The organism is Novosphingobium sp. 63-713, from assembly GCF_001898925.1.
GTDB lineage: Bacteria > Pseudomonadota > Alphaproteobacteria > Sphingomonadales > Sphingomonadaceae > Novosphingobium.
Genome location: NZ_MKVS01000026.1, coordinates 304,792 through 328,233 on the forward strand (window position 1 = coordinate 304,792; position 23,442 = coordinate 328,233).

At 62.6% G+C, this 23,442-nt stretch carries 22 protein-coding genes and 2 tRNA genes; 11 read left to right on the top strand and 13 right to left on the bottom strand.

Annotated features, from left to right (window positions below):
- Window positions 1-29: 29 nt before the first annotated feature.
- The 4 genes from BGP00_RS12170 to BGP00_RS12185 all read right to left on the bottom strand — a co-directional run bounded on the left by BGP00_RS12170 (window position 30) and on the right by BGP00_RS12185 (window position 4,388).
- On the bottom strand, window positions 30-2,162 hold the full coding sequence (locus BGP00_RS12170) for a TonB-dependent receptor (protein ID WP_168602705.1): 2,133 nt from the start codon (window positions 2,160-2,162) through the stop codon (window positions 30-32).
- A gap of 230 nt (window positions 2,163-2,392) precedes the next feature.
- Window positions 2,393-3,568: a heparan-alpha-glucosaminide N-acetyltransferase domain-containing protein gene (locus tag BGP00_RS12175; protein WP_292689465.1), complete on the bottom strand. Its 1,176-nt coding sequence runs from the start codon at window positions 3,566-3,568 to the stop codon at window positions 2,393-2,395.
- A gap of 59 nt (window positions 3,569-3,627) precedes the next feature.
- On the bottom strand, window positions 3,628-3,891 hold the full coding sequence (locus BGP00_RS12180; protein WP_292689466.1) for a hypothetical protein: 264 nt from the start codon (window positions 3,889-3,891) through the stop codon (window positions 3,628-3,630).
- A 131-nt stretch (window positions 3,892-4,022) separates the two neighbouring features.
- Window positions 4,023-4,388 (bottom strand): copper resistance protein CopC, encoded by a 366-nt coding sequence (locus BGP00_RS12185; RefSeq protein ID WP_292689467.1) that lies wholly within the window; start codon window positions 4,386-4,388, stop codon window positions 4,023-4,025.
- Between the two features lie 146 nt (window positions 4,389-4,534).
- On the opposite strand from BGP00_RS12185, the gene BGP00_RS12190 reads away from it, so the two are divergent.
- The 4 genes from BGP00_RS12190 (at window position 4,535) to BGP00_RS12205 (ending at window position 7,724) form a co-directional block, all read left to right on the top strand.
- Window positions 4,535-4,804, top strand: a complete 270-nt coding sequence (locus tag BGP00_RS12190) for a hypothetical protein (RefSeq protein ID WP_168602709.1) — start codon at window positions 4,535-4,537, stop codon at window positions 4,802-4,804.
- Window positions 4,801-5,250: a periplasmic heavy metal sensor gene (locus tag BGP00_RS12195; RefSeq protein ID WP_168602710.1), complete on the top strand. Its 450-nt coding sequence runs from the start codon at window positions 4,801-4,803 to the stop codon at window positions 5,248-5,250. The genes BGP00_RS12190 and BGP00_RS12195 overlap by 4 nt, the downstream gene beginning before the upstream one ends.
- On the top strand, window positions 5,250-5,840 hold the full coding sequence (locus tag BGP00_RS12200; protein WP_292689468.1) for a sigma-70 family RNA polymerase sigma factor: 591 nt from the start codon (window positions 5,250-5,252) through the stop codon (window positions 5,838-5,840). Before BGP00_RS12195 ends, BGP00_RS12200 begins: the two co-directional genes overlap by 1 nt.
- A gap of 681 nt (window positions 5,841-6,521) precedes the next feature.
- The gene (locus tag BGP00_RS12205) at window positions 6,522-7,724 is read left to right on the top strand and encodes a glycosyltransferase (RefSeq protein ID WP_292689469.1); all 1,203 of its coding nucleotides are present in this window, start codon (window positions 6,522-6,524) and stop codon (window positions 7,722-7,724) included.
- Between the two features lie 135 nt (window positions 7,725-7,859).
- Here BGP00_RS12205 and BGP00_RS12210 read toward each other — a convergent pair.
- Window positions 7,860-7,936, bottom strand: a tRNA-Pro gene (locus BGP00_RS12210).
- On the opposite strand from BGP00_RS12210, the gene BGP00_RS12215 reads away from it, so the two are divergent.
- Window positions 7,909-8,097, top strand: coding sequence for a hypothetical protein (locus BGP00_RS12215; RefSeq protein ID WP_292689470.1), 189 nt, complete (start codon window positions 7,909-7,911; stop codon window positions 8,095-8,097). The genes BGP00_RS12210 and BGP00_RS12215 overlap by 28 nt on opposite strands.
- A 155-nt stretch (window positions 8,098-8,252) precedes the next feature.
- Window positions 8,253-8,816 (top strand): hypothetical protein, encoded by a 564-nt coding sequence (locus tag BGP00_RS12220; protein WP_292921369.1) that lies wholly within the window; start codon window positions 8,253-8,255, stop codon window positions 8,814-8,816.
- 52 nt (window positions 8,817-8,868) lie between these two features.
- Here the strand turns inward: BGP00_RS12220 and BGP00_RS12225 are convergent.
- From BGP00_RS12225 to BGP00_RS12235, 3 genes are all read right to left on the bottom strand, one after another.
- A tRNA-Ile gene (locus tag BGP00_RS12225) sits at window positions 8,869-8,944 on the bottom strand.
- Between the two features lie 66 nt (window positions 8,945-9,010).
- Window positions 9,011-10,015, bottom strand: a complete 1,005-nt coding sequence (locus BGP00_RS12230; protein ID WP_292921367.1) for a polysaccharide deacetylase family protein — start codon at window positions 10,013-10,015, stop codon at window positions 9,011-9,013.
- A 26-nt stretch (window positions 10,016-10,041) separates the two neighbouring features.
- Window positions 10,042-11,763, bottom strand: a complete 1,722-nt coding sequence (locus BGP00_RS12235) for a histidine kinase dimerization/phospho-acceptor domain-containing protein (RefSeq protein WP_292689472.1) — start codon at window positions 11,761-11,763, stop codon at window positions 10,042-10,044.
- Between the two features lie 309 nt (window positions 11,764-12,072).
- Between BGP00_RS12235 and BGP00_RS12240 the strand changes: the two genes are divergently transcribed.
- A complete protein-coding gene (locus BGP00_RS12240) occupies window positions 12,073-12,540 on the top strand; it encodes an Lrp/AsnC family transcriptional regulator (protein ID WP_168602778.1) in 468 nt (155 codons plus the stop codon).
- Window positions 12,541-12,625: 85 nt separating this feature from the next.
- Here the strand turns inward: BGP00_RS12240 and BGP00_RS12245 are convergent, their stop codons facing one another.
- Entirely contained in the window at window positions 12,626-14,137 is a 1,512-nt protein-coding gene (locus BGP00_RS12245; RefSeq protein WP_292689473.1) for an acetyl-CoA hydrolase/transferase family protein, read from the bottom strand.
- Window positions 14,138-14,437: 300 nt separating this feature from the next.
- Window positions 14,438-14,617, bottom strand: a complete 180-nt coding sequence (locus BGP00_RS12250; RefSeq protein WP_292689474.1) for a hypothetical protein — start codon at window positions 14,615-14,617, stop codon at window positions 14,438-14,440.
- A 48-nt stretch (window positions 14,618-14,665) separates the two neighbouring features.
- Between BGP00_RS12250 and BGP00_RS12255 the strand changes: the two genes are divergently transcribed.
- Both BGP00_RS12255 and BGP00_RS12260 read left to right on the top strand, forming a co-directional pair.
- Window positions 14,666-15,514, top strand: a complete 849-nt coding sequence (locus BGP00_RS12255; RefSeq protein WP_292689475.1) for a GGDEF domain-containing protein — start codon at window positions 14,666-14,668, stop codon at window positions 15,512-15,514.
- Between the two features lie 180 nt (window positions 15,515-15,694).
- Window positions 15,695-17,941 carry an EAL domain-containing protein gene (locus BGP00_RS12260; RefSeq protein WP_292689476.1) on the top strand — a complete coding sequence of 749 codons (2,247 nt, stop codon included), beginning with the start codon at window positions 15,695-15,697 and terminating at the stop codon, window positions 17,939-17,941.
- Between the two features lie 4 nt (window positions 17,942-17,945).
- Here BGP00_RS12260 and eat read toward each other — a convergent pair whose 3' ends face one another.
- The 3 genes from eat to BGP00_RS12275 are packed head-to-tail and all read right to left on the bottom strand — an operon-like array spanning window position 17,946 to window position 21,510.
- Window positions 17,946-19,313: an ethanolamine permease gene (eat, locus tag BGP00_RS12265; RefSeq protein ID WP_292689477.1), complete on the bottom strand. Its 1,368-nt coding sequence runs from the start codon at window positions 19,311-19,313 to the stop codon at window positions 17,946-17,948.
- Entirely contained in the window at window positions 19,310-20,119 is an 810-nt protein-coding gene (gene eutC / locus BGP00_RS12270; protein ID WP_292689478.1) for an ethanolamine ammonia-lyase subunit EutC, read from the bottom strand. Before eutC ends, eat begins: the two co-directional genes overlap by 4 nt.
- Window positions 20,116-21,510, bottom strand: coding sequence for an ethanolamine ammonia-lyase subunit EutB (locus BGP00_RS12275; protein WP_292689479.1), 1,395 nt, complete (start codon window positions 21,508-21,510; stop codon window positions 20,116-20,118). The genes eutC and BGP00_RS12275 overlap by 4 nt, the downstream gene beginning before the upstream one ends.
- 273 nt (window positions 21,511-21,783) lie before the next feature.
- Between BGP00_RS12275 and BGP00_RS12280 the strand changes: the two genes are divergently transcribed.
- Both BGP00_RS12280 and BGP00_RS12285 read left to right on the top strand, forming a co-directional pair.
- The gene (locus BGP00_RS12280; RefSeq protein WP_292689480.1) at window positions 21,784-22,710 is read left to right on the top strand and encodes a helix-turn-helix domain-containing GNAT family N-acetyltransferase; all 927 of its coding nucleotides are present in this window, start codon (window positions 21,784-21,786) and stop codon (window positions 22,708-22,710) included.
- On the top strand, window positions 22,646-23,425 hold the full coding sequence (locus BGP00_RS12285) for an aspartate/glutamate racemase family protein (protein ID WP_292689481.1): 780 nt from the start codon (window positions 22,646-22,648) through the stop codon (window positions 23,423-23,425). The genes BGP00_RS12280 and BGP00_RS12285 overlap by 65 nt, the downstream gene beginning before the upstream one ends.
- The last annotated feature ends 17 nt before the right edge of the window (window positions 23,426-23,442 follow it).

Consider the following 23,442-nt stretch of genomic DNA (forward strand, 5'->3'; position numbering starts at 1 on the left):
GGGCAGGCGGTGGCCAGTCAGGATGGAAATCAGAACGCGTAGCTGATGCGCCCCATGATCGTGCGCGGCGCACCCGGCGCCACCCACAGCGTCGAGTAGGACGAGGCGTACCACGTCACATCGAACAGATTCGTGACATCCACGCCCACCCGGATCCGCTTGGTCGGCTCATAGGTCAGCAGCGCGCGGGTCAGCGTGTAGCCGGGCAGGTAGAAGGTCGTGGCCGTTTCGCCCAGACGCGAGGAGACGTAATTGACGCCTGCGCCCACCGTGACCTTGCCCTTTTCGCCAAGATCAAAGCCCTTGGTCACCAACAGGTTGGCCGTATGGGCCGGGATGTTGATGAGCTTGGCCCCCGGATTGATGGCAAGGCCGAAGTTGAAGTCCTTCGACGTGCTGGTCCAATGCGCATCGGTATAGGCATAGGTGCCGTGGATGTCGATCTGACCGGGCAGGTGAGCATCCACCCCGGCCTCGACGCCGGTGCTGCGCGCGCTGCCGCCCGCGATGGAGAAGCCCTGATGCGCAGGGTCCGGGTCCTGCGTCAGCACATTGGCCTTGGTCATGGTGAACACCGCCAGCGAGGCCGAGATCACCTTGCTGGTATAGCGTGCGCCCACTTCATAGGACTTGCTGGTTTCCGGGGCAAAAGGCTGGCCGGCAAAGTCCTGACCGCTGTTGGGACGGAAGCCGTTGCCCCATGCTGCGTAAAGCCCCATGCGCGGGTTCACGTCATAAAGCAGGCCGACGGTCGGGCTGAAGCGTTCCTTGACCGTGTTGACCGTGGGGTTGAAGCTGCCCACGCGGGCGCCGATCAACTGGTTGAAATGGTCAAAGCGGCCGCCGAAACGGATCTTGACCTTTTCGCCGATGTCCATCTGGTCCTGAAAGTAGATGCCCCAGCTCTTCTGCTTTTCCAGCGAGTTGAGCACGGTGGCATTGGGCGTGGGCATCAGGCCATAGACCGGTGCAAAGACGTTGATGGCATTGCTGGCCGCGGTCACCGGGCTGCCTGCGGTATAGGCGACGGGGCGATAGCGGGTCTGCCAGGTGTTGATGTCGAATTCATCCACATCCGCGCCCAGCATGACATGGTGCAGGATGGGACCGGTGGCGATGCGGCCGGAAATTTCGGCGCGGCCGGTGATGTTGCGCGTGCGGAAATCGCGATAGCGGCGCTGGCGGGCCAGCATGGTGCCGGTGCTGAAAATGGGCTGGCGCCCCGTGGCCAGTTCGGCGTCCTCGGAAAAGCCGATCATGCTGGTTTCGCGCAGGCCAAAGCCCGCGATCACCACCCAGTCGCCGCCCAGCTTCTGCTGCAACTGCGCCTGATGACCCAGAACGTTGACGCGGGTCGGGCCATCGCCGGGTTCGCCAAGGAAGGTATTGCGCGACACCGCGCCCAGCTTGCCATTGATCGCCACGATGCCGCGATCGAACGGCGTGCGCAGGCTGACATATTCCAGCTCATAGGACAGCGAGGTCTTGTCGGTGGGCTGCCACAGGATCGAGGGATTGACGACTTCCTTGCTGGATTTCACCGTGTTGCGGAACGATCCGGTATCCTCGATCGCACCATTGGCGCGGATGGCCAGCTTGTCGCTGATGGCGATGTTGAGGTCGCCTTCGCCGCGATAGGTGTCGAAGGAACCGGCCTGCGCCCCGATGCGGCCAAAGGTTTTGCCGATCTTGGCCTTCTTGGTGATGATGTTGATCGTGCCGCCCGGCTCGCCCCGGCCAAAGACCGCGCCGTTGGGCCCCTTGAGCACTTCGATGGTTTCCACGTTGGACGCGTCGCGCGCGCCGCCATAGCCGCGCCCGCCGTTAAAGCCGTTGACCAGCACGCCGGTGGGGAAGTTCTCATCGCCCGCAAAGCCGCGGATGGCGAAACTGTCCCACAGGCCGCCGAAATTGTTCTGGCGCACGATGCCGCTGGCAATGTCGGTGATGGAATCCATCTTGGTCAGGTTGACCACGTCCATCAGCTTGGCGTCGATCAACTGGATCGTTTGCGGCAGTTCCTTGACCGGAACATCGCCGCGATAGGCCTGGCGTTGGCCAGTGACGACGATGGAGCTGGCTTCGTCGGCGGCAAATACGGGTGTCGAGAGCAGCGCGGCTGTTGCCAGCAGCACGGGTTTGATAGCGGATCGGTCGATCATTCTGGATATCCCCCTGATGGATGCTTGTTCTCAACCTGCGTGGGCGTCGGACCGATCCTGCCGCGTTGTGTTTTCCGTCCTTTTCGCGGCGGCCGGTCTCTTTTGTGACAATTGTGAGGCTATGTCGTTTATGAGGAATCTTTGATCGAAGCGGGGCGATCTGACGGTTGATCATGTCGAAAAGAAGGGGGGCGCGGCACGATTGATGCGCGCGCCCGTCGCCCGCCGCTTCAGAGATATTTAAGCCATGCCAGATCGCGGCGGCGCTGCTTCAGCCCGGCAAACCAGCGCGTGGGCAGGTAAAGCACCGGCAGCAGGATCGCGACCCAGATCCACACGGTGGACAGGTGATCGACGCCGAAGAACTGACCCTTCACCGGGCCATAGATCGCCATGGCGACATTATAGATCAGCTTGAGCGTGTAGAGATGCAGCACGTAATAGAAGAGCGGCGCCCCCCCAAGGCATGCCAGCATCGGCATCGCGCGATGATCGCCCAGCCGTTCAAACCACGCCAGTAGCAGGCAGCCTGCGCCAAGCGTTGGCATCAGGAACAGCAGGCTGGGCGGATATTTGGTCAGCGCAAGGAAGCTCATCACCGTGCGCAGCGGGGTTTGCGCCACGAACCAGGGCTTGTCGCCATAGATATTGGCAAAGCGCAGCAGGACAAAGCCCAGCACCAGCCCAAGCCCCAGCAGCGCCAGACGCCGGATGCGCGGCGCAGGATCGGTCCCGCGCGCAAACCACGGCCCCATGCCATAGCCCAGCGCGATCACCCCGATCCACGGCAGGATGGGATAGGTGATCTTGATCGTCATCCAGTCCACCGCATGGATCGCGGCGCGCTGGTGCAGCAAGGCCCATGGCACATACCACGCATCGCCCTCGACCAGCCGGATCGGGTCGAGCAGATTATGCAGCGTGACAATGCCCAGACCCAGCGCCACCAGCACCGCACGCGGCAGATGGATCAGCGCCGCCAGCGCCAGCATCGACCCGCCGATCGCCCACATCACCTGAAACCAGACGGTGGGCGGGGGAAAGTGGTTCGCCTGCGTAGGCCAAGCATAGCACACGACCGAGAGTTCGAGCGCGATCAGGAACAGGCCGCGCTTGATGAGGAAGGTGCTGACCTCGCCCTTGCTGTGCGACTGGCCATAGAGCCATGCCGACATGCCCGTTAGCGCGACAAAGACCGGCGCGCAGAAGGTGGAGAGCAGGCGCGTGAAGAACAGGCCCGGATCGACGGTATTGGCATCGACCGGGTCGCTGACCTGCAAATGCAGGAAAAAGGTTTCGCGCACATGGTCGACCAGCATGAAAGCCATCACCAGCCCGCGCAGGGCGTCAATGGCGATCAGGCGCGTGGAAGGCGGGCGCGTGGATACAGAAGATTCTTGTGTCATGTTATATCCTCTTATCGAGGCGATTCCCGGGCGGTCAAGCGCCGTAACAAGGCTGCTCCTCATTCCGGCGTGCAGGCCGGCGCGTGGGGCAGGTTCAGGCTTGGAGGCAGTATAAAATCGTGTCTGGCGCCGCTTTGGCTCCAATTCGGGCCATCGGCATGGAAAGCCGGATCGCGCAGACGGAAACAAGCCGCATCTTCGCCGTGGAGCGGCGCAAGGCGGCGCGCGTCCGGGGCAAAACGGATGCTATGGGCCGCCACAGGGGCGGCCAACAAGGCCATCACCCCACCCACCAGCGCGATCAGCGGCAGTTTCATCGTCATACGGCCCCCCGTTCAACAAGGCCGCGAGGCAGCCCCGTGTTGTGACGAGCTTATGACAGATCTGCACATTACTTTGCCGAAAATGATAGGTCCGGCGGCACAGTGTCGCGTTGGGGTGGGGGTTCTCGGTATTAGTGCGTGTTGAAGGTCACGGCGCCGCTGGCCTTTTCGGCGCTCTTGTTGGCCACATGCCAGCGCGCGGCATAGGTGCCCTCGGACAGGGGGCGGGGCAGGGTGGCGACCATCGCGCGGCCGTCGGGCGAAATGGCGACCTTGACGCCGCCGGTCTTCATCGGATCATGATGCTCCATGCCGGGCATCCCGGTCATCAGCACCTCGACGCCTGAGGCGGCCGGGTCGATGGCCTCGCTGAAATTCAGCGTGATGCGGGTGACATTGGCGGTGTCGCTGCCTTCGGCCGGGGTGGCCGAGGTCAGGGCCGGGGCAGCCAGCGCCGGTGTAGCAATGGCGATCAGGGGCAGGATCAGGAAACGCATGGGCAAATTCTCCGCTTTTGGATGATTGGGGGGATGTCATCAGCCGATACGCATGGCAGGGCGATGCCCCTCGCAGAAAAAGTGAGGGGCCGGGCCAATGGCTGCGTATAGAAGGCGAAGGTCAGTTGCGAAGAGGCGAGGCTAGGATGAAGGTGCAAATCGACGATCTGCTGGCGCGACTGGGCGCGGCGCAGTCCGACCCGCGGCTGGATGGAATCGAGGCCGCGGTGCTTGAGGGCGCCGAGCGTGCGCGGCAACCGGCGCTCTCGGTGCCGATGCTGGCGGGGATTGCGGCCATTGCGATGGTTTCCGGGGCGCTGGTTTCCGGGTTGGGCGCGGCGCCGCGCGCGCCGGTCGATCCGCTGGGGCAGGGGCTGGCGCTGGCGCCGTCGACCTTGCTGGAGCGGGCGCTGTGAATCGCAAGGGATCGTTGCTGCTGGCGCTGGCGCTGGGTTTTGCCGGGGCCTTGGGCGGGGCGATGGTGGCGCGGATGATGCCGCATCGGGCGCAGGATGAAACCGCGCTGCACCAATTGCTGCATGACGAACTGGCGCTGGATGCATCGCAGCAGGCAAGGATTGCGACGATGAACGCCGGCTTTGCCGTGCAGAAGGCGCAACTGGTGGCGCAGCAGCGGGCGGCCAATGCCGATCTGGCGGCGGCCCTGCGCGATGAACATTCCTATGGTCCGCGCGTGGCCGCCGCCGTGGACCGGTCGCATCACGCGATGGGGGCGCTGCAAAAGGCGACGCTTGAGCATGTCTTTGCCATGCGCGCGGTGCTGCGCCCCGATCAGGCGGCGCGTTTCGATGCCGGGGTCGCCCGGATGCTGACGGCCACGGAGGCGGATCAGCCGCGCTGATGCCTGCGCACGACGCCCGGAGCCCGGAAGCCTTCAACCGTCAAGCATTGAGCGATGGCGATCTGGCCGCGTTGGCGCTGGGCGGGCGGCAGGCGGCCTACAGCGCCCTGTTGCATCGCCACCGCGACGCGGTGTTCCGCATCGCGCGCGCCTCCTGCGGCGACGAGGACGCCGCATTGGACATTACCCAGCAGAGCTTTATCAGCGCCTTTGCCGCGCTGGGGCGTTATGACCGCACGCGGCCCTTTGCGCATTGGATCGCGCGGATCGCGCTCAACAAATGCCGCGACCGCGCGCGTCGCCGGAAATTGCGCGCGTTGTTCTCCTTCGCCCTGCCCGAGGATCACGAGCCCAACATGCCCGATCCGGCCGTGGGGGCCGATGACGCTCTGGCCGACCGGCAGGAACTGGCGCGGGCGATGGCCGCCATTGCCCGCCTGCCCGCGTCCCAGCGCGAGGTGCTCGTGCTGCGCGGGGTGGAGGGCATGGCGGAGGCCGAAGTGGCGGCCTTGCTGGGCATTACGGGCAAGGCGGTGGAAACGCGCCTCTATCGCGCCCGTCGCGCCCTGGCGGAGATGCTGGAAAAATAGCGCCGGGCGAGCGGTCTGAAATTAGCGAAAGCGTCAGGTCCGAGGCATCGCGCCTTGGCGGTGGTAACATTTCATTGCCGGGGCGATGAGGCGAAGTATCGCGCCATTGGTCCATGGCCGGCTCGCTAATGGGGATTGCCCTGTCGGTGGTTGCGGGGGGGCGTCTGCCATCTCGGGCTGGAAAAGCCGCTGTCGCGCTGGCTGCTGTCCTTTAACCAACAGGTGGCGGGGAAAGGCGCCGCGTCCGATTCTATGGCCAAGTCTGCCACATAGGCTCCGGCGGATTGGTGCATAAAGCGCCCGCCATCGCCGGGGGGCATTTTATGGATTTAGGCGGTGAGACAAGGATTTACAGATAATGATCTTGGCGCTTTGCTGAATATTACGATGTTGCGATATTAAAAAATGATCCATCGGTATGGGTTGTAACTATAGTTATCTATTGATGCGGATTTAGAAAGTCTGGGTGGGGAAATGTTATTGCCATGCCGATGATGGTTTGAGGTATATGGATGAAAATTTAGGAAAATATATCCAAAGAGGTTGATTTCTTGTGCTGTGATAACTGAATTGCGTAGCTAAGTTAAAATGCGTAAACCACAAATTTAGAGATAGTCAAACTGACATAAAAATTCCATATAAACCCGAGGATCTGATGGGGACGCAGACGGACCGGGCGATATGAAGATTTTACGGATCATAGCCTCCGCCGATCCGGCGGAAGGTGGGCCTATCGAAGGAGTGTTGCGAACAGGAGTTGAACTGGCACGGAATGGTCATGAACAGGATATCCTGACCATGGATTCGCCCGATGCGCCGTTTCTGGCCGATTGCCCGGGGGGGGTGATCGCCATCGGAAGGCCGACGCAGGAGGCGAATGCGGGCAGTGCGCTGCTTCGCGCGATGGAAAGGCGTGTCCGTTTTTCTCCTTACGCCATTCCCTGGCTCAGGGCGCATCGTGACGAATATGACGTCGCGATCATCGAAGGGCTGTGGAATTTCAGTACGATGGCGGCCCGCTGGGGACTGGTGGGGGGCAACACGCCCTATCTGGTCTATACCCATGGCATGCTCGATCCATGGTTCAAACAGAACTATCCGATCAAATCCATGGCCAAGCAGATGTCCTGGCTGTTGAATGAAGGGCCTTTGCTGGCCAATGCCTCACGCGTGCTTTTCACCACCGAAGAGGAGAAGCTGCTCGCCCGCGATGCTTTCTGGCCCTATCAGGTGCGCGAGAAAGTGGTGGGCTATGGCGCGTTCAATCCGCCGGCCGATGAGATCGATCAGCAGATTGCCGCTTTTCGTCAGGCGGTGCCGGAACTGGGCGACAGGCCCTTCCTGCTGTATCTCAGCCGCATTCATGAAAAGAAGGGATGCGATCTGCTGATTGAGGCTTTTGCCGAATATGCCGCGCGCCATCCTGATATCGATCTGGTGCTCGCGGGGCCGGATCAGACCGGGCTCAAGGCATCATTGCAGGCGCTGGCGGCAAAGTTTGGTTTGGCCGCACGCATCCATTGGCCCGGCATGTTGACCGGAGACGCCAAGTGGGGCGCCTATCGTGCGGCGCTCGCCTTTACCCTGCCGTCGCATCAGGAAAATTTCGGCATTGTCGTCGCCGAGGCGCTGGCTTGCGGCGTGCCGGTGCTGATCTCGAACAAGGTCAATATCTGGCGCGAAGTGGCGGACAAGCGCGCGGGCTTTGTGGCGCCGGACACGCTGGATGGGACGCGTGAATTGCTGCAGCGTCTGTCCGCCCTGTCGGGCGAAGAACGGGCCGAGATGGGGCAGCGGGCGCGGGCCTGTTTTGAACGTCATTTCGATATTCGCAACGCAGCTCTGGCGCTCGAAGCGGTGGCCAAGGAAGCCTGTCACTCTTAATGCAGAGGGGCTCAGGCCATGCCCCTTTTGACGCGATCCGTTGAACGCGCAGATCGCGATCGCGCGGCAATCCCCAAAATCCACGTTTTGCAGTGAATTAGTGCTGCCCTCGGACGGGTGAAAACAATTGGGAAATGGTCGGGGAGACAAGATTCGAACTTGCGACCCTCTGCTCCCAAAGCAGATGCGCTACCAGGCTGCGCTACTCCCCGACACGGCCAAGCCCTTAGGTTTGGCAGAGGTTCAGCGCAAGCGGAAAAACATGGCGCAGCAGATGGAGCGCAGGGATCGCGCCAAAATGGCCCCGCAAAAGAGATTGGCCTTTTCAGATTATCGTCAGCTATTTCGGCAAATTGATATTGGGACAGCATGATGGGGCGTCCATCTGCCGTTTTATAGATCCATTATGATGGTAGCCCGCCTTGAAAAACCCCGGTCGAGCCAAGATGAACGCCGCATGTCAACGGGGCATTCTGGCCCTGTTTTCAACGGGAGGGGCTCGTGTTCAAGTATATTTTTCCGTCAATCTTGCTGATTTCGTCGAATGCCGCGCTGGCACAGGGCGATTTGGCCAAGACCATCACTTTGGCGCCCAATGCCGAAGTGGTCGTCACGCCCAATGACACGCTGTCTTCCAAGTCGCTGAAGGTTGGCGACAAGTTCAAGATTTCCACCGTCTTTGATGTGATGCAGGAAGGTTATGTCCTGATCCCGCGCGGCACGCCGGGTGAGGCAAGCGTCAGCTATCGCACCGGCAAGGGCGCCTTTGGCAAATCGGCCAAGCTGGAGGTGACTTTCAACTCGCTGAAACTGGGCGACCGGGTGATTCCGCTGAACGGCACCTATCGCAGCGAGGGGCAGGGCAATGCGGGGGCCGCAGTGGGCGCGGTTGTCGCTGTTGGCGTATTCGGCGCCTTTGTCACCGGCCATTCGGCCACGCTGACCAATGGACAGCAATTGCGCGCCCATACCGCTGATCCGGTATCCTTCACCATTCCGGCCGGCACGGCGCCGCTGCAGGCCGCCGCGCTTGCCCCTGCCGCCCCCGTGGCCAAGGTGGAAAATGCCGGAGCGGCCGCAACTGTGAATTGATACTGCAGAGGGGGGGCGGTGCTTGCCGTTCCCCTTTTTGCGCGGTCAGACATGGTGGGCCCGGCAGGACTCGAACCCGCAACCTAGCCGTTATGAGCGGCCAGCTCTAACCATTGAGCTACAGGCCCCAAGCCATGCTTTGCGCATCATGCGCCGCCTCGCGTTAGCCGCGCCATGCGCAACAGGCAAGGGTTTCAATCGAACAGGGTGCTTTCCATCACCTCGCGCACGCTGGTCGGTTTGACGCCGCGCGCGATCAGCAATTCAAACACTTGGCGCCACCATTCGTACATCTCGTCCAGATCGGCCTCGGTCCGCACATAGGGGGTGTGGCCGGGGCAGAGCGAGGGGCTGTGAAAGGACAGGACGATGACCGGCAGATCTTCGTCCACCGCAATATTGACCGCGCGCAGCGCCTCGCCCACCGTGACCCCTTCGGGCGTCAGGGGTATGCGCTCCAGCAGGCCAAAGCGCGCCATAGCGCCGCGCAGCCGGTCAAAGCGCGACAGTTTCGGATATAGCCATTGCCCATGACGCCGCAAAAGCCCGGAGAACACCGTGGTCAACGGCATTTCCATCAGGCGCCCCGGTTCACCCACCCAATAGGGCCGCAGCGGCAGATCGCGAAAATTGGGGCCGCCCCAGCCGCTGTAATCAAACCGCGAGCGCACCGACGTGTCAATGGCCACCCCGGCCTCATGCAGCACATCGGCGGTGTTGGGCCCGATGCCATAACGTCCGGCGCGATAGATCATCGGCGCCGCCCCAAAATTCTCTGCGATCGTGGCGTGCAGCTTGAGGAATTTGGCCCGTTCCAGCGCGAAGGGCAGATTGCCCGAAAAGCTATTGTACTGGTTAACCTCCTCTTCATAAGGTGGGTTAACCCAAGGATGCAGCTGGACGCCGACTTCCGCTCTCCCGGAGATCACCGCGTCGCGCAGCAATTCTGCGGCAAGAGCGGAGGTGGCCACCGGATAGTCAATCAAATAGATCGGAACGATGCCGAAACCTTCGCAAAACTGCTGAAACTTGCGCAGGCGCGAGACCGTATCGACGCGGTGGCGAGTGCGGGTCAGCGGTTTGGTCCAATCGAATTCCTCCTCGGTATCGATGGTGACCACGAAGCGCTGTCCAACCCCTTGGCGGAAATGCACAAAAGCTTCCGGCGCGGGCTGGTCGGTAATCTGGTGAAATGACAAATCGGGCCCCCTGCCGCGCGAAAAAATCAAGCCACCGGCGTTTCACATGCCTCCGACCTGTTTTCAGGCACTTGGCTAAGGTTAACAATCGGCAGGGTCAAGCCCGGTAATGTAAGCAAAAGTTGCTCGTGTTCGCGCATGATGCTGCCGCCTGCGGCCCGTGCCTCGGCGGCGGCGAGGCGCAGGGCGAAACCGGTGCCGAACATGCCCGCGCCGGGTTGATGCGTGGCGGGCGCAGCGCCGTGAAACAGTTCCTCATCATTCAACCCAGCCAAAGTCGCCGGCAGGGTAAAGCAGGCCAACACCGCATCCCCGCGATGCGCCATCCGGATCGGCAGCGCTTCGCCCGCCTTGCCATTGCCCGCCAGCGTGGCCAGAAGGCGCCAGCAAAGCCGCTCCGCCTCGGTCCCGTCCAGGGCGACGGGGCAGGGGCGCTCATGTCCTTCGAGCCGCAAGGCAGGCCCGCGCTCGTCACTCGCCAGCCGCGAAACCAGCACATCGAGCGCGGCAGCCAGATCGCATTCGCCTCTGGCCAGCGCCAGACTGCCGCTTTCAAGCCTGGCATAGCGATCGAGTTCTTCAAACCCGGCCAGCATCAGCGCGCTGTCAGCCGCAACAACGGCGGCCAGCGCACGATATTCATGCGGCGTCGGGCCGAACAATTGCTGCTGGATCACCTCGGCAAAGCCCTGAATCGCATTCACCGGCGTGCGCAACTCATGAAGCAATTGGCGCAGGCGGTCGGTCTCGCTGTCCTGAGCGGGAACGGCTGGGACAGGGGATGCCGCAACCGCCGCAGGCCGTCGAAAGCGCCCCAGATGCCCGATATAGCGCCCGCCCAGCGGATCGAAGCGCGGCACGGCATCCACCTGCCATTCGCCCGCAATCGCCGGCGCCCCGGCCAGCGTGATCATCACCGCGCGGAAGGGTTGGTGCAGGCGCACCGCATTGGCCCCCGGCCCATTGCCGCCCAGCCCATAGCCCACCACCATCGGCGCGACCCGCGCTTCGGCCCAGACGATACGGCCTTCGCCGTCGCTGGCGAAATCGAAGGACTGGATTGGCTGGCCCGGCTTGGCCTTCTTGGACGGAGCAGGACGTGCGGCCTCGGCGGCCATGTTGTTTTCGCGGGCCTGACGAAAGGCCTCGATTCGCCGCACCAGCGCGCCGATTGTGTCCTCGGCCAGCGGCGAGGAAGCCTGATAGGCCGATGCGCGCGGGGTTCTCACCGGCGCTTCGGGCGGAGGCGGCGCAGGCGTTTGGGCCACGGGCTCGGGTGCCTTGGGCTCAGGGTCCTTTGGTGCGGGCGTGCTGCTCAACGCTGGATCGCCAATGCCCAGCCGCGCCAGCAGCGCCCGCGCGCCCGGCCCCAGATCGCGCCGCATCCCCAGCGTCCCGCGCGAGGCCAGCGGCAGCGCGGGGATCAGGTCCACCCATTGTTCATCGCTCAATTGCGCGGCGTGGAGCGCGGACAAAGACACCACAGGTTCTGCCCCCGCCAGCGCGGCCACCAGCCGGGGCGCGCGCAGCCGCAGGCCGGGCTGGCGCAGAATCGTCGCGCGGTCCGCCGCCGGAATCCGTCCGCCCAATTCGCCAAGCCGCAGATAGGCCAGATCGACCATTTCGCCCTGTTCCTCGGCCGGCAGCGTGCCCAGCAGGTCCAGCAATTGCCGGAACTGAATGCGCGCGACACCTTGCCCGACTGGCGTCAGGCGAAGGGCGGTGGCAAGGCGGTCGTCATAGCGCATGGTTTTTTGTATCAGCAGTTATGGTGTTTCAGATGGCCTTTCCAAGCCAATACGGTGTTAAATCCTAGCGAGAGGTTAGGATCGGCAGCGGAACCTGTGTACAACTTTATTCTGTATCCTATCACACCTGCCGCCGAGCGAAAGCACGTAGCTTGGTGGCGTTGCAATGTGGGACGATTGCGGCCATAGATAATAATATTAGCACGGCCCGCAACAGATGGGCTGATTCTTTCATCTTTGGCGACCCTGCCGACAGGAAGGGTCTTTCCGCCGCGATCTGCGGGCCGCAATTGGGGAATTTCCGGGCTTATGGCCAATCTTGATCAGATCGACCGGCGCTTGCTGGCCGAATTGCAGGACGAGGGCCGCGTTACCAATGTCGAATTGGCCCAACGCGTCGGGCTGACCGCGCCGCCTTGCCTGCGCCGTGTGCGCGCGCTTGAGGAGGAAGGCGTCATCCGCGGCTATCACGCCGAACTCGATGGGGCCAAGCTGGGCTTCTCGATCACCGTCTTTGCCATGGTCTCGCTCAAAAGCCAGGCCGAAGAAGCCTTGCGCGGGTTCGAGGACCATGTGCGCGGGCTGCCTGAAGTGCGCGAATGCCATATGCTCAATGGCGAAATCGACTTCATCCTGAAAATCGTCAGCCGTGATCTGCAAAGCTTTCAGGAGTTCCTGACCAGCAAGCTGACGCCCGCGCCCAATGTGGCCAGCGTGAAAACGTCGCTGACGATTCGCACGTCGAAGCATTTGCCGGGGGTGCCGTTGGAGGATTGAGGCCGGGGTTTTAGGCCTCCATTTATGCCTCCGGCGGGCAAAGGGTCGAGACCCTTTGCCCGCCGGAGGCATCTTAAACGCTCCCTTAAACCTTCATCGTCCCCGTCTCAATAAACCGCTGATGCCAGCTCAACGCTTCGCCGGGCAGCGAGGGCGCATGCAGCCCATAAGACCCCTTGAGCGCGCGATCATAATAATCGGCCAGCATCGGGCGGAAATCGGGGTGGGCGCAATTCTGGATGATGGCCAGCGCGCGCTGCTTGGGGCTTAGGCCGCGCAGGTCCGCAAGGCCCTGTTCGGTCACGACCACCTGCACGTCCTGCGCGATGTGATCGACATGGGCCACCTGCGGCACGATGGCGCTGATCTTGCCGCCCTTGGCGGTGCTGGGCGTCATGAAGATCGAGACATAGGCGTTGCGGGCAAAATCGCCGCTGCCGCCGATGCCGTTCTGGATGCGGCTGCCCATCACGTGGGTGGAGTTCACGTTGCCATAGATGTCGGCCTCGATCAGGCCGTTCATGGCGATACAGCCAAGGCGGCGGATCAGCTCGGGGTGGTTGCTGATTTCCTGCGGGCGCAGGATCATCTTTTCCCGATAGGCCACCATGTTGCTGTTCATCCGCTGCGCCGCCTCGGGGCTGAGCGAGAAGGATGTGGCCGAGGCCATGCGCAGCTTGCCCGCGTCGAGCAGGTCGATCATGCCGTCCTGAATCACCTCGGTATAGGAGGTGAGGTTTTCAAACGGGCTGTTGACCAGACCCGAGAGCACCGCATTGGCGATATTGCCCACGCCCGATTGCAGCGGTAGCAGGTTTTCCGGCATCCGCCCTTGCTTGACTTCATTGGCAAGGAAATCAAGCAGATGGCCCGCGATGCGCAGCGCCGTTTCGCCCGGCGCGTCAAAGGGCAGGTTGCGGTCGGGCGCATCGGTTTCGACAATGGCCACGATCTTGTCGGGATCGCATTGCAGCGTGGGCTGGCCGATGCGGTCATCCGGGCGGGTCAAGGGAATCGGCACGCGATGCGGGGGCAGGCGAGTGCCGTAATAGATGTCGTGCATCCCCTCCAGCTCTTCGGCCTGCCAGCGGTTCACCTCAAGGATGATGCGGTCTGCACGGTCGAGCCAGGTCTTGTTGTTGCCCACCGAGGAGGAAGGCACGAGACTGCCGTCGGCGTTGATGGCCGTCACCTCGACCAGCGCGACGTCGAGCGGGCCAAGGAAGCCCTGCCACGCCATCGGCGCCACTTGGCTGAGGTGCATGTCGAAATAGTCCATCTGGCCGCTGTTGATCTTTTCGCGGGCGATGGGGTCGGAATTATAGGGCAGGCGGAATTCGATGCCATTGGCCTTGGCCAGCGCCGCATCCAGTTCCGGCCCGGTCGAGGCGCCGGTCCACACGCGCACCTGAAACGGATCGCCCGCGCGATGGGCATCCTCGATCCGCGAGGCCAGCGCCAGAGGCACCGCCTTGGGATAACCGGAACCGGTAAATCCGCTCATGCCTACCGTATCGCCCGGGTTAATAAGGGCGGCGGCCTGTTCGGCGCTGGTGATGCGGGATTTGAGCGTCTGATGGGCAATGCGCGCAGACATGGCGAGGGCTTCTCCTGCGTTTGTGTTGGCCTGACAATGGGATAGGTTCCGGGGCCTATGGGCCGGGGATTGTCGGGGCGGTCCCGCGCATGCGCCCCGATCCGGCTCTTTGCAAGCGAGTCGGGAGCCAATACGACCAATGTCTTGGGTCCTTGGTACAAGCGGTAAACCCCTAGGGGGAGGGCGTATAGTTAAGGAAGCCTTCTGGCAATTACGGGAATCTTGTAGCGGGTAACAGGGCGCATTTGAAGGAAGCTTGATTCTAATCCGGCATCAGTGCAAACGTTACTCATAAAGGATTCAGCCTTGCGCTTGTTCAAGTTGGCTTTGGCCTCTTCCGCTGAATTTGATAATATGTCGCAAAACCCTGACGCTACGCCCTTGAACGACGTGCGCAGGGAACAATTGATTGATCGTATTAAAGAATTCTTCGTTGATAATAAATTGGAAGTAACGCCGGAGAACCTGTTGGCGGTTCATGCCGCCTATTCGGGGTCATCGCCGCGCCTTGCGCGAAAATTCAGCGTCATGCGCGAGGAAAACCGGATCATCACTCAGGCCTGGCTGGATCAGGTCACTGAGAAGGATGAGGACGGCGCGCTGCGCGAGAATGCGCAGCAGATGCTTCACCGATTAAGCACCCGGCTGGAGGTGTTCACCAGCACCGCTGCCCGCGCGCGCAGCGACTCAGGGTCCTATAACGCCGCCCTTGAACAGGTGGCCAGCGTCTTGCCCGGCGCCGATAGCGGCGAATTCGTCTCCAGCCTGGCTGAATTGACCCGCGCGATGATCGAGCGCACGCAACTGCTGGAAGAAAGCATGCGGCGCAGCGAGCAGGAAGCGACCGCCCTGCGCAAAAGCCTGGACCGCGCCCAGCGCGACGCCCATGTCGATCACCTGACGGGCCTGCCCAACCGACGCGCCTTTGAAGCGGTGCTGGAAAACGAGTATCGCGAGGCGCAGGTGCGGATCGAGCCGCTCTGTCTGGCCTTTTGCGACATCGACCATTTCAAGCGCATCAACGACACCCATGGCCACGAGGCGGGCGACCGCGTGATTCAGGCCATCGCCCAGACGCTCCAGCGCCTGTCGGACGACAAATGCCATGTGGCGCGCCACGGCGGCGAAGAATTCGTCATGCTGTTTCGCGACAAGACCCCCGCACAGGTCTATCAATTGCTGGACGAGGCGCGCGAGAAACTGGCCCGGCGCAATTTCGTCAACCGCAAGAGCGACCAGCCCATCGGGCAGATCACAATCTCGGGCGGGGTGGCCAATGTGTTTGCCTTTCCCAATGCCCGCGCCGCGCTGGAGGCCGCCGATGCGGCGCTTTATCGCGCCAAACGCGCGGGGAGGAACCAGATCTGCGTGGCATGAAACGCGGCGCCCATGATCGGGCGCCGCATCAGCTCTAAAGCAGCCCATAACAGCACCTAGGCGCAATTGCGGAGGAGGTCCTGAGTTAAATTCTCAAGTACATTTATTTATTCGCAATCAGCACAACCGAATGCCAGCATGTTTTTGTAAATCAACAGCAACGGAAGGCTGACGCTGAACATGATGAACCCCAAGACCCCTCGCGCCGAGAGGGCCGGCGCCGGTGTCTATGGCCCTGTCATTGCGCTTGCCGTCGGGGTTCTGGCGGTTTTGACACTTGTCGTGACTGTCATGGTCAACCAATTCGACGATGTCGCGCTATCGATGCAGATGCAGACCGCCGAACGTGGTTACCGCAATCGCCTGACCAGCTTTGCCGCCATGGTCCAGCCGCGGCTGGAAACAGAAGATGCGCTGCGCCATCTGACCGGAGCGTTTGATCCGGCATGGGCGGAAAGCAATCTGGCGCTCTATTTCCTTGATCGCAACAATATCACCCGGCTGATCGTGGTGGACGGGCGCGACCGGCCGCTGTTCTTTGCCGTGGATGGGCGCCGGGTCGATCCGGGCATGATCAGCGGGGCCTATGCCAGCGCGATGGCGGGCCTTCTGGGCCGGACGCGGGCCGCCGAGGCCTCGATCCCGCCAAGCAAGGTCGATGCCTTGCCCCAGCCGATCCAGTTCACCAATATCCTGTTTGCGGAAAACCAGCTCTATATCATGACCTCGACGCTGGTGCGTTCCCATGCCGGCGCTCTGGGCGGGCCGGTGGTGATCACGATGGCGCCGGTGGATCGCTCGGTCCTCTCGATCTTTGGCGTGGGCAAGCTGGTCAATAATTTCCGCGTGACCATTGATCTGCGCGCGGATGACAATACCGCTGTCCTCCCGCTTCAGGACCTGAGCGGCAAGGTGGTTGCCGGTCTGGCTTGGGATCGCCGCAATCCGGGCAGCGACCTTCTGGTCCGGCTGATGTGGCCGATGGCGGCGATGCTGCTGCTGCTGCTGCTGCTGGGTATCAGCCTTGCGCGCCAGACGCACCGCTATGCGCGCGGCCTGATCCTGTCCGAGGCGCGAGCGCGCCATCTGGCCTTTCACGATACGCTGACCCAATTGCCCAATCGCGCGCTGATGTTCGAGCGGCTCAATCAGTTGCGCTCGCTGGCGCGGCGCTCGGGGATGGATGTGGCGGTGCTGTGCCTCGATCTTGACCGGTTCAAGGAGGTTAACGACACGCTGGGCCATCCGGCGGGCGATACGCTGATCCGCGCGGCGGGGCGCAGGCTGGCCAATCTCTTGCGCGATACCGATACGGTGGCGCGGCTGGGCGGCGATGAATTCGTGATCCTGCAACCGCATTCGGGCGCGCCGGGCGCGGCGCATCTGGCCGAACGGATCATCAATGCCTTTGACCGGCCGTTTGATATTGATGGTCAGGTGGTGGAAATCGGCTGCTCCATCGGCATCACCATCATCAATGACCCCGATATTTCGGCCAGCGAGGTGCTGCGTCAGGCCGATCTGGCGCTCTATTGTTCCAAGGAAAAGGGTCGCAATCGGGCCACTTTCTTCGAGCCGGAAATGGATGCGGCGCTGCGTATCCGGCGCCAATTGGAAATGGACCTGCGCGAGGCTCTGAACGAAGAGATGCTGCATATGGTCTATCAGCCGCAGGTGGACGCCCAGGGCCGCATGCGCGGGGTCGAGGCGCTGGTGCGCTGGAACCACCCGGAAAAGGGCCTGATCCCGCCCAACGCCTTTGTGGTGCTGGCCGAGGAAAGCGGGCTGATCGCGCAATTGGGGGCCTTTACGGTAGGGCGCGTCTTTGCCGAAACGCGCAATTGGCATGGCGTACCGGTGGCGATCAATGTTTCCGCGCTGCAATTGCGCTCGCCCAATTTCATGGCGATGATCAGCCGCCTTGTGGCCCAACATGCGATCGACCCGCGCCAGTATGAATTCGAGATCACCGAGACGGTGCTGCTGGGCGATGACGCGGCCACGCGCGACAATATCGCGACGCTCAAACAGGAAGGCTTTGCCATCGCACTCGACGATTTCGGTACGGGCTATTCCAGCCTGTCTTCGCTGCAGCGCTTTGCGGTGGACCGGATCAAGATCGACCGCGCCTTTGTCCGCAATCTGGACGACGAGGATGAGGATGCCATACGCCTGATTCAGGCGATCATCCAACTGGCGCAGGCGCTCGATCTGGACGTCATTGCCGAGGGCGTGGAAACCGAAGGCCAGCGTGCTAGGCTGCTGGAATGCGGCTGCGACCATTTCCAGGGCTTCCTCTTCTCGCGCCCGGTCAGCGCGGAGGCTTTGGGTCAGATGATCGAAGCGCGCACGTCGCTGGGGCCTGGCCATCCGGCGCCGATTCTGACGGCATCGGGCGAGGGGCAGGCGCGGGTCCTGCCAAAGTGAGCCATCAAGCCGCATCCTCGGTTCGGGGCAGGGACCGGCGCCGGAATATCGCGGAGCCGCCCACCATGACAGCCATCAGCGCGGCAAAGATCCCGGCAAGCTCCCTGTTGTTGTAAACCATCGTCAGCAGAGCCAGCCCGGCCATGCCCAGCGCAAAAGCAGGCGCGAAGGGATAGGCCGGAGCACGGTACGGGCGCAGCAGGGCAGGATCGCTGCGGCGCAGGCGAAACAGTGCCGCCATCGAGACCATATACATCAGCAACGCGCCAAAGGCTGACAGGGTGACGATACTGGCGGTGAGGGGTTGCCCGGCGATGGAGATGAGATTGTCGCTGTAGATTGTGGCAATGCCCACCGCGCCGCCTGCCAATGTCGCGATATGAGGGGTTTTGAAGCGCGGATGGAGCCGGGCGAAAACATGCGGCAGGAAGCCCGCGCGGCCCAGCGCGAAAATCTGACGGGCATAGCCCATGATGATCCCATGGAACGAAGCGATCAGACCGAACAGCCCCAGCCAGACCAGCATATGCAGCCATCCGCTCGATCCCCCCACCGCGCGCTTCATCGCCTGCGGCAGCGGATCATTCAGATTGGCAAGGCCGGCCCAATCGCCCGACCCGCCGGCCAGCAGCATCACACCGAAGGCCAGCGCCACCAGCGTCAGAATGCCCGCGATATAGGCGCGCGGGATGGTGCGGCGCGGATCTTTCGCCTCTTCGGCCGCCATGGCCACGCCTTCTATCGCCAGAAAGAACCAGATCGCGAAGGGCAGCGCGGCAAAAATGCCCCCGAGGGCCGCCAGCGAGAAATGGTCGCGCCCCGCCCAGCCATGGGCCAGAAAATGCGACAGGCTGAAGGCGGGCCACACGACCGCCATGAACACCAATAGCTCACCCACCGCCAGCAGGGTCATCACCAGTTCGAAACTGGCCGCAACATGCACCCCGATGATGTTGAGCGCCATGAACAGCAGATAGGCCCCCAACGCCGTGGTGCGCGGCGACAGTCCGGGGAACTGGACATTGAGATAGGCGCCGATGGCCAGCGCGATCGCCGGGGGCGCGAAGAGGAATTCGATCAGCGTGGCAAAGCCCGCGACGGCGCCGCCTGTTGGCCCGAAGGCGCGCAGGGCATAGGCAAAGGGACCGCCCGCATGGGGAATAGCCGTCGTCAGTTCCGTGAAGGAAAAGATGAACGCGACATACATGGCCGCGACGGCCAGCGTGGCCACCAGAAAACCCAGCGTTCCCGCGCTGGCCCAGCCATAGCTCCAGCCGAAATATTCCCCGGAGATCACCAGTCCGACCGCAATGCCCCAAAGCCGGAACGTGCCCAGACGCTGTTCAAGATGGATGATGGGCTTTGCGGTCATGGAGTTGGCCTTGATGATGGCGGAAGGTCTGCAACGGTTGGGGAGGCAAGGGATGCTTCTTCCTTAAGGCCAACCCCGCTGAGGCCGCGCCGCAGCGCCTCGCGCACCAGCCAGCTCAGCTTGCGGGCAGCCTCTGCGCAGGAAAGCCCGCCCGCATCGTGGATGTTCGAGATGCAGTTGCGCTCGCTGTCGCGCCGCCCGCTACGCGGAGCAAGGGTAAGATAGATGCCCAGACTGTCGGCCACGCTCAGGCCGGGACGCTCGCCCACGATCATCACGCAGATCCGCGCGCGCAAGGCCTCGCCCACCGGATCGCCCAGCGCGACGCGGGCCTGATGGGCAAGGATCACCGGGCCGATGGAAAGACCCGCCAGTTCGCCTATTGCTGCCTTGACCAGAGCGGGGCCGCGTGTCTCAACCGCGCCGGGTGACAGGCCATCGCCGAGCACGAAAAGCACATCGCAGGGGTCCCCCCGCGTTGCCAGTTCGGCCAACATCCGGGCCGAGACGGGCGACAATTGCCGCCCAAGATCGGGGCGCCGCAGATATATGGCGCGATCCGCCGCCGCGCTCTCGACCATGACAATCGGCAGAGGTGCCAGCGCCTGGCCCAAGGCATCGCGATCAAGCACGCCATGAACGGCATCGCGCGCGCGCGCATGGGCAAGCTGGAAATCGAGAACTTCGCCAAGGGGCAGAGCATGGCCGACCCGCCCAAGGCCGATGCGCGCAGGCGTGGTGCGGCGCAGCCGGTCCCAAAGATCGGCGGTTGTCGGCCCCGCAGGGCCATCCGGCGTCCGGTTCATGCCAACGGCCCTCGATGCTCAATCAGCCGCGTCAGCCGCGCCGGATCGGCCAGCGCGCGGATCGAGCCGTCGCCATCCAGCACCCCCATCTTCTCCAGCCAGACCTCGAATTCGGGGGCGGCGCGCAGTCCCAGTGTGCCGCGCAAATAGAGCGCGTCATGATAGGAGAGGCTTTGGTAGGAGAGCATGACATCATCGCTGCCCGGAACGCAGATCAGGAAGTTGCAGCCCGCCACGCCCAGCAGCACCATCAGATTGTCCATGTCGTCCTGATCGGCCTCGGCATGGTTGGTATAGCAGATGTCGCAGCCCATCGGCACGCCAAGCAGCTTGCCGCAGAAATGGTCTTCCAGCCCGGCGCGGATGATCTGCTTGCCGTCATAGAGATATTCCGGGCCGATAAAGCCCACCACGGTGTTCACCAGCAGGGGCGAGAAAGCCCGAGCGACGCCATAGGCGCGCGCCTCCATCGTCTGCTGGTCAAGGCCGTGATGCGCATCGGCCGAAAGCGCGGCGCCCTGGCCGGTTTCGAAATACATGACGTTCTGCCCGACCGTTCCGCGCCCCTGCGCCAGCGCCGCATCACGCGCCTCCGCCAGCAAGGAAAGATCGACGCCAAACCCCCGGTTTGCCGCCTCGCTTCCCGCGATGGACTGAAACACCAGATCAACCGGCGCACCCCGCCGCATCAGTTCGAGCGAATTGGTGACATGGGTGAGCACGCAGCTCTGGGTCGGAATGGCGTAAAGCTCGCGCAATTCGTCGAGCATGTGAAGCAGAGCCAGCGCGCCGGGTACATTGTCCGTTGCCGGATTGATGCCGAGCACCGCATCCCCCACACCATAAAGCAGCCCATCAAAGATCGCGGCGGCGATGCCTTGCGGATCGTCGCTGGGATGGTTGGGCTGCAGACGGGTGGAAAGCCGCCCGGCAAGGCCGATCGTGTTGCGAAAGGAGGTTACCACTCTTGTCTTGCGCGCCACGGCGACCAGATCCTGATTGCGCATCAGCTTGGAGACGGCGGCCACCATTTCGGGCGTCAATCCGGGGGCGGCTGCGCTCAGCATGGCCTCATCGGTGGCGCCGTCGAGCAACCAGTCGCGCAGGCCCCCCACCGTCAGATGGGCGAGCGGGGCGAAGGCCGCCCTTTCATGGCTGTCGCAGATCAGGCGGGTGACCTCGTCAACCTCATAGGGGATCAGCGGTTCTTCCAGAAAGCGGGTGAGAGGAACATCGGCCAGCACCGCCCGGGCAACAACGCGCTGCGCCCCGCTCTCGGCCGAAAGACCGGCAAGGTCATCGCCCGAGCGCGCGGGAGAGGCCTTGGCCAGCACCTCTTTCAGATCGCTGAAAATATAGCGTCCGCCCCTGAAGTCGCCCCGATACCGCAATCTGTATCGCCCTCCTGCTGCATGTCTCGGACCGATGGCCGGGGGTACGGCGCGTTGGCCGACCATTCCCTTGTCCTTGGGGCATATTAAGGCTGAAAATCTTGCGGGTCGCTGCGTAATTCACGCCCGTCGGGAGGGAGGGCAGGCCATTGGGGGCGGACGACCGGCCCCTGCATGCGGGCGCAGTCCGAAATTGGGCGGATATATCGTTGCTATCCATGCGCCAACTCTCACATTGTTGACTCAGGCAACATTCCTTCTATGGTAAAGCCCATGCTGGACCAATTGACAGGCGATGTCGCCGCCCTGCGCCACTTCAACAGGCTTTATACCAACTGGCTTGGGTTGCTTGACGTCCATCTGGACGGCAGTCCCTTTACGCTGAGCGAAGCGCGCGTGCTCTATGAACTGGCCCATCGTCATGAGCCGACCGCGGCCGAAATTGCGCGCACCCTGAATATGGATCGCGCCCAGATCAGCCGCACGCTCAAGCGGTTTGCACACCGCGATTTGCTGGAAACGCGCAGCAATCCGGCCCATGGCCGCCAGCAGTTGCTGATCCTGACGCCGGAAGGCCGGAGGGCGGCGGCGGATTTGAATGGCAGCACGCAGGCGGCGGTTGGCGCATTGCTTCACCAGTTGCCCGAAACACAACGCCGGCGCCTGATCGCGGCCGCCGCCACCATGGCTCAGGCTCTGGAGGCAAAGGTCGAGGCTCCAGCTCTGAGGTTGCGGGGCCTTGAGCCGGGCGATCTGGGCATGGTCACGGCCCGGCAGGCCATTCTCTATGCCGACGAATATGGCTGGGATCGGGGGTACGAGGCTCTTGTCGCGCGCATCCTCGCCGATTTTCACGATCATTTCGATCCGGCCCGGGATGCCGCCTGGATTGCCGAGACAGGAGGCGAAATGGTGGGGTCGATTTTCCTGGTTCATACCGACGAACCGGGCGTGGCCAGGCTTCGCCTGCTCTATGTGGAACCCGCCGCGCGCGGCACAGGCACGGGAAAGCTGCTTGTTTCGACCTGCATCGAACGTGCGCGGCAACTTGGCTACACGCGGCTTACATTATGGACCAACAGCGTGCTCGCCGCGGCGCGCAGCATTTATGAGCGGGCCGGATTTGTGCTGATCAATGAAGAGCAGCACCATTCCTTTGGCCATGATCTGGTCGGCCAGATCTGGTCGCTCGATCTCTGATTTTCGGCGGGTCCGCTATGGACAGGCACAATCTGGAGGCGACATGCATATTGGTTTGATCGGCGGCGTTGGGCCTGCCGCCACAGAGGTCTATTATCGTGCGCTTGTGCGCGCCTATGCTGCGGCCAATCGCAGGCTTGCGCTTACCATTGTCCATGCCGATGCGCGCGAGATGATCTCCAATCTCGAAGCCGATCGGGCTGTCGAACAGGCCGCCATTTTTGCGCGCTATGTCGATCAACTGCGGGCCGGTGGCTGCGATGTGGCGGCCGTGACATCCATGGGCGGCCATTTCTGTATGGCCGAACTCGAAAAAGTATCATCCCTTCCTTTGTTGAGCGCCGTTCCTGCCCTGAACAGCTATTTGGCCAGCTATGGTGTCCGCCGGGTCGGTGTATTGGGAACCCGCGCCGTGATGCAGTCAAAGCTTTATGGGGTGAACTCGGTGGAGGTTGTTGTTCCAACGGGCGATGACCTTGATACGGTCCATTCAGCCTATGTCACACTTGCCGCATCCGGCCATGCCACCCCTGAGCAATGTGCCTATTTCCACGAGGCTGCCAGAAAGCTTCACGAGGAGCAGAATGCCGATGCGGTGGTGCTGGGCGGAACCGACCTGTCTATCGCCTTCAGCAACGCCGACCTCTCCTTTCCGGTGCTCGACAGCGCATTGATTCACGTCGAAGCCATAGCGCGGGCCGCCATGCAGGGATGACGATGTAGCCCCGCCTT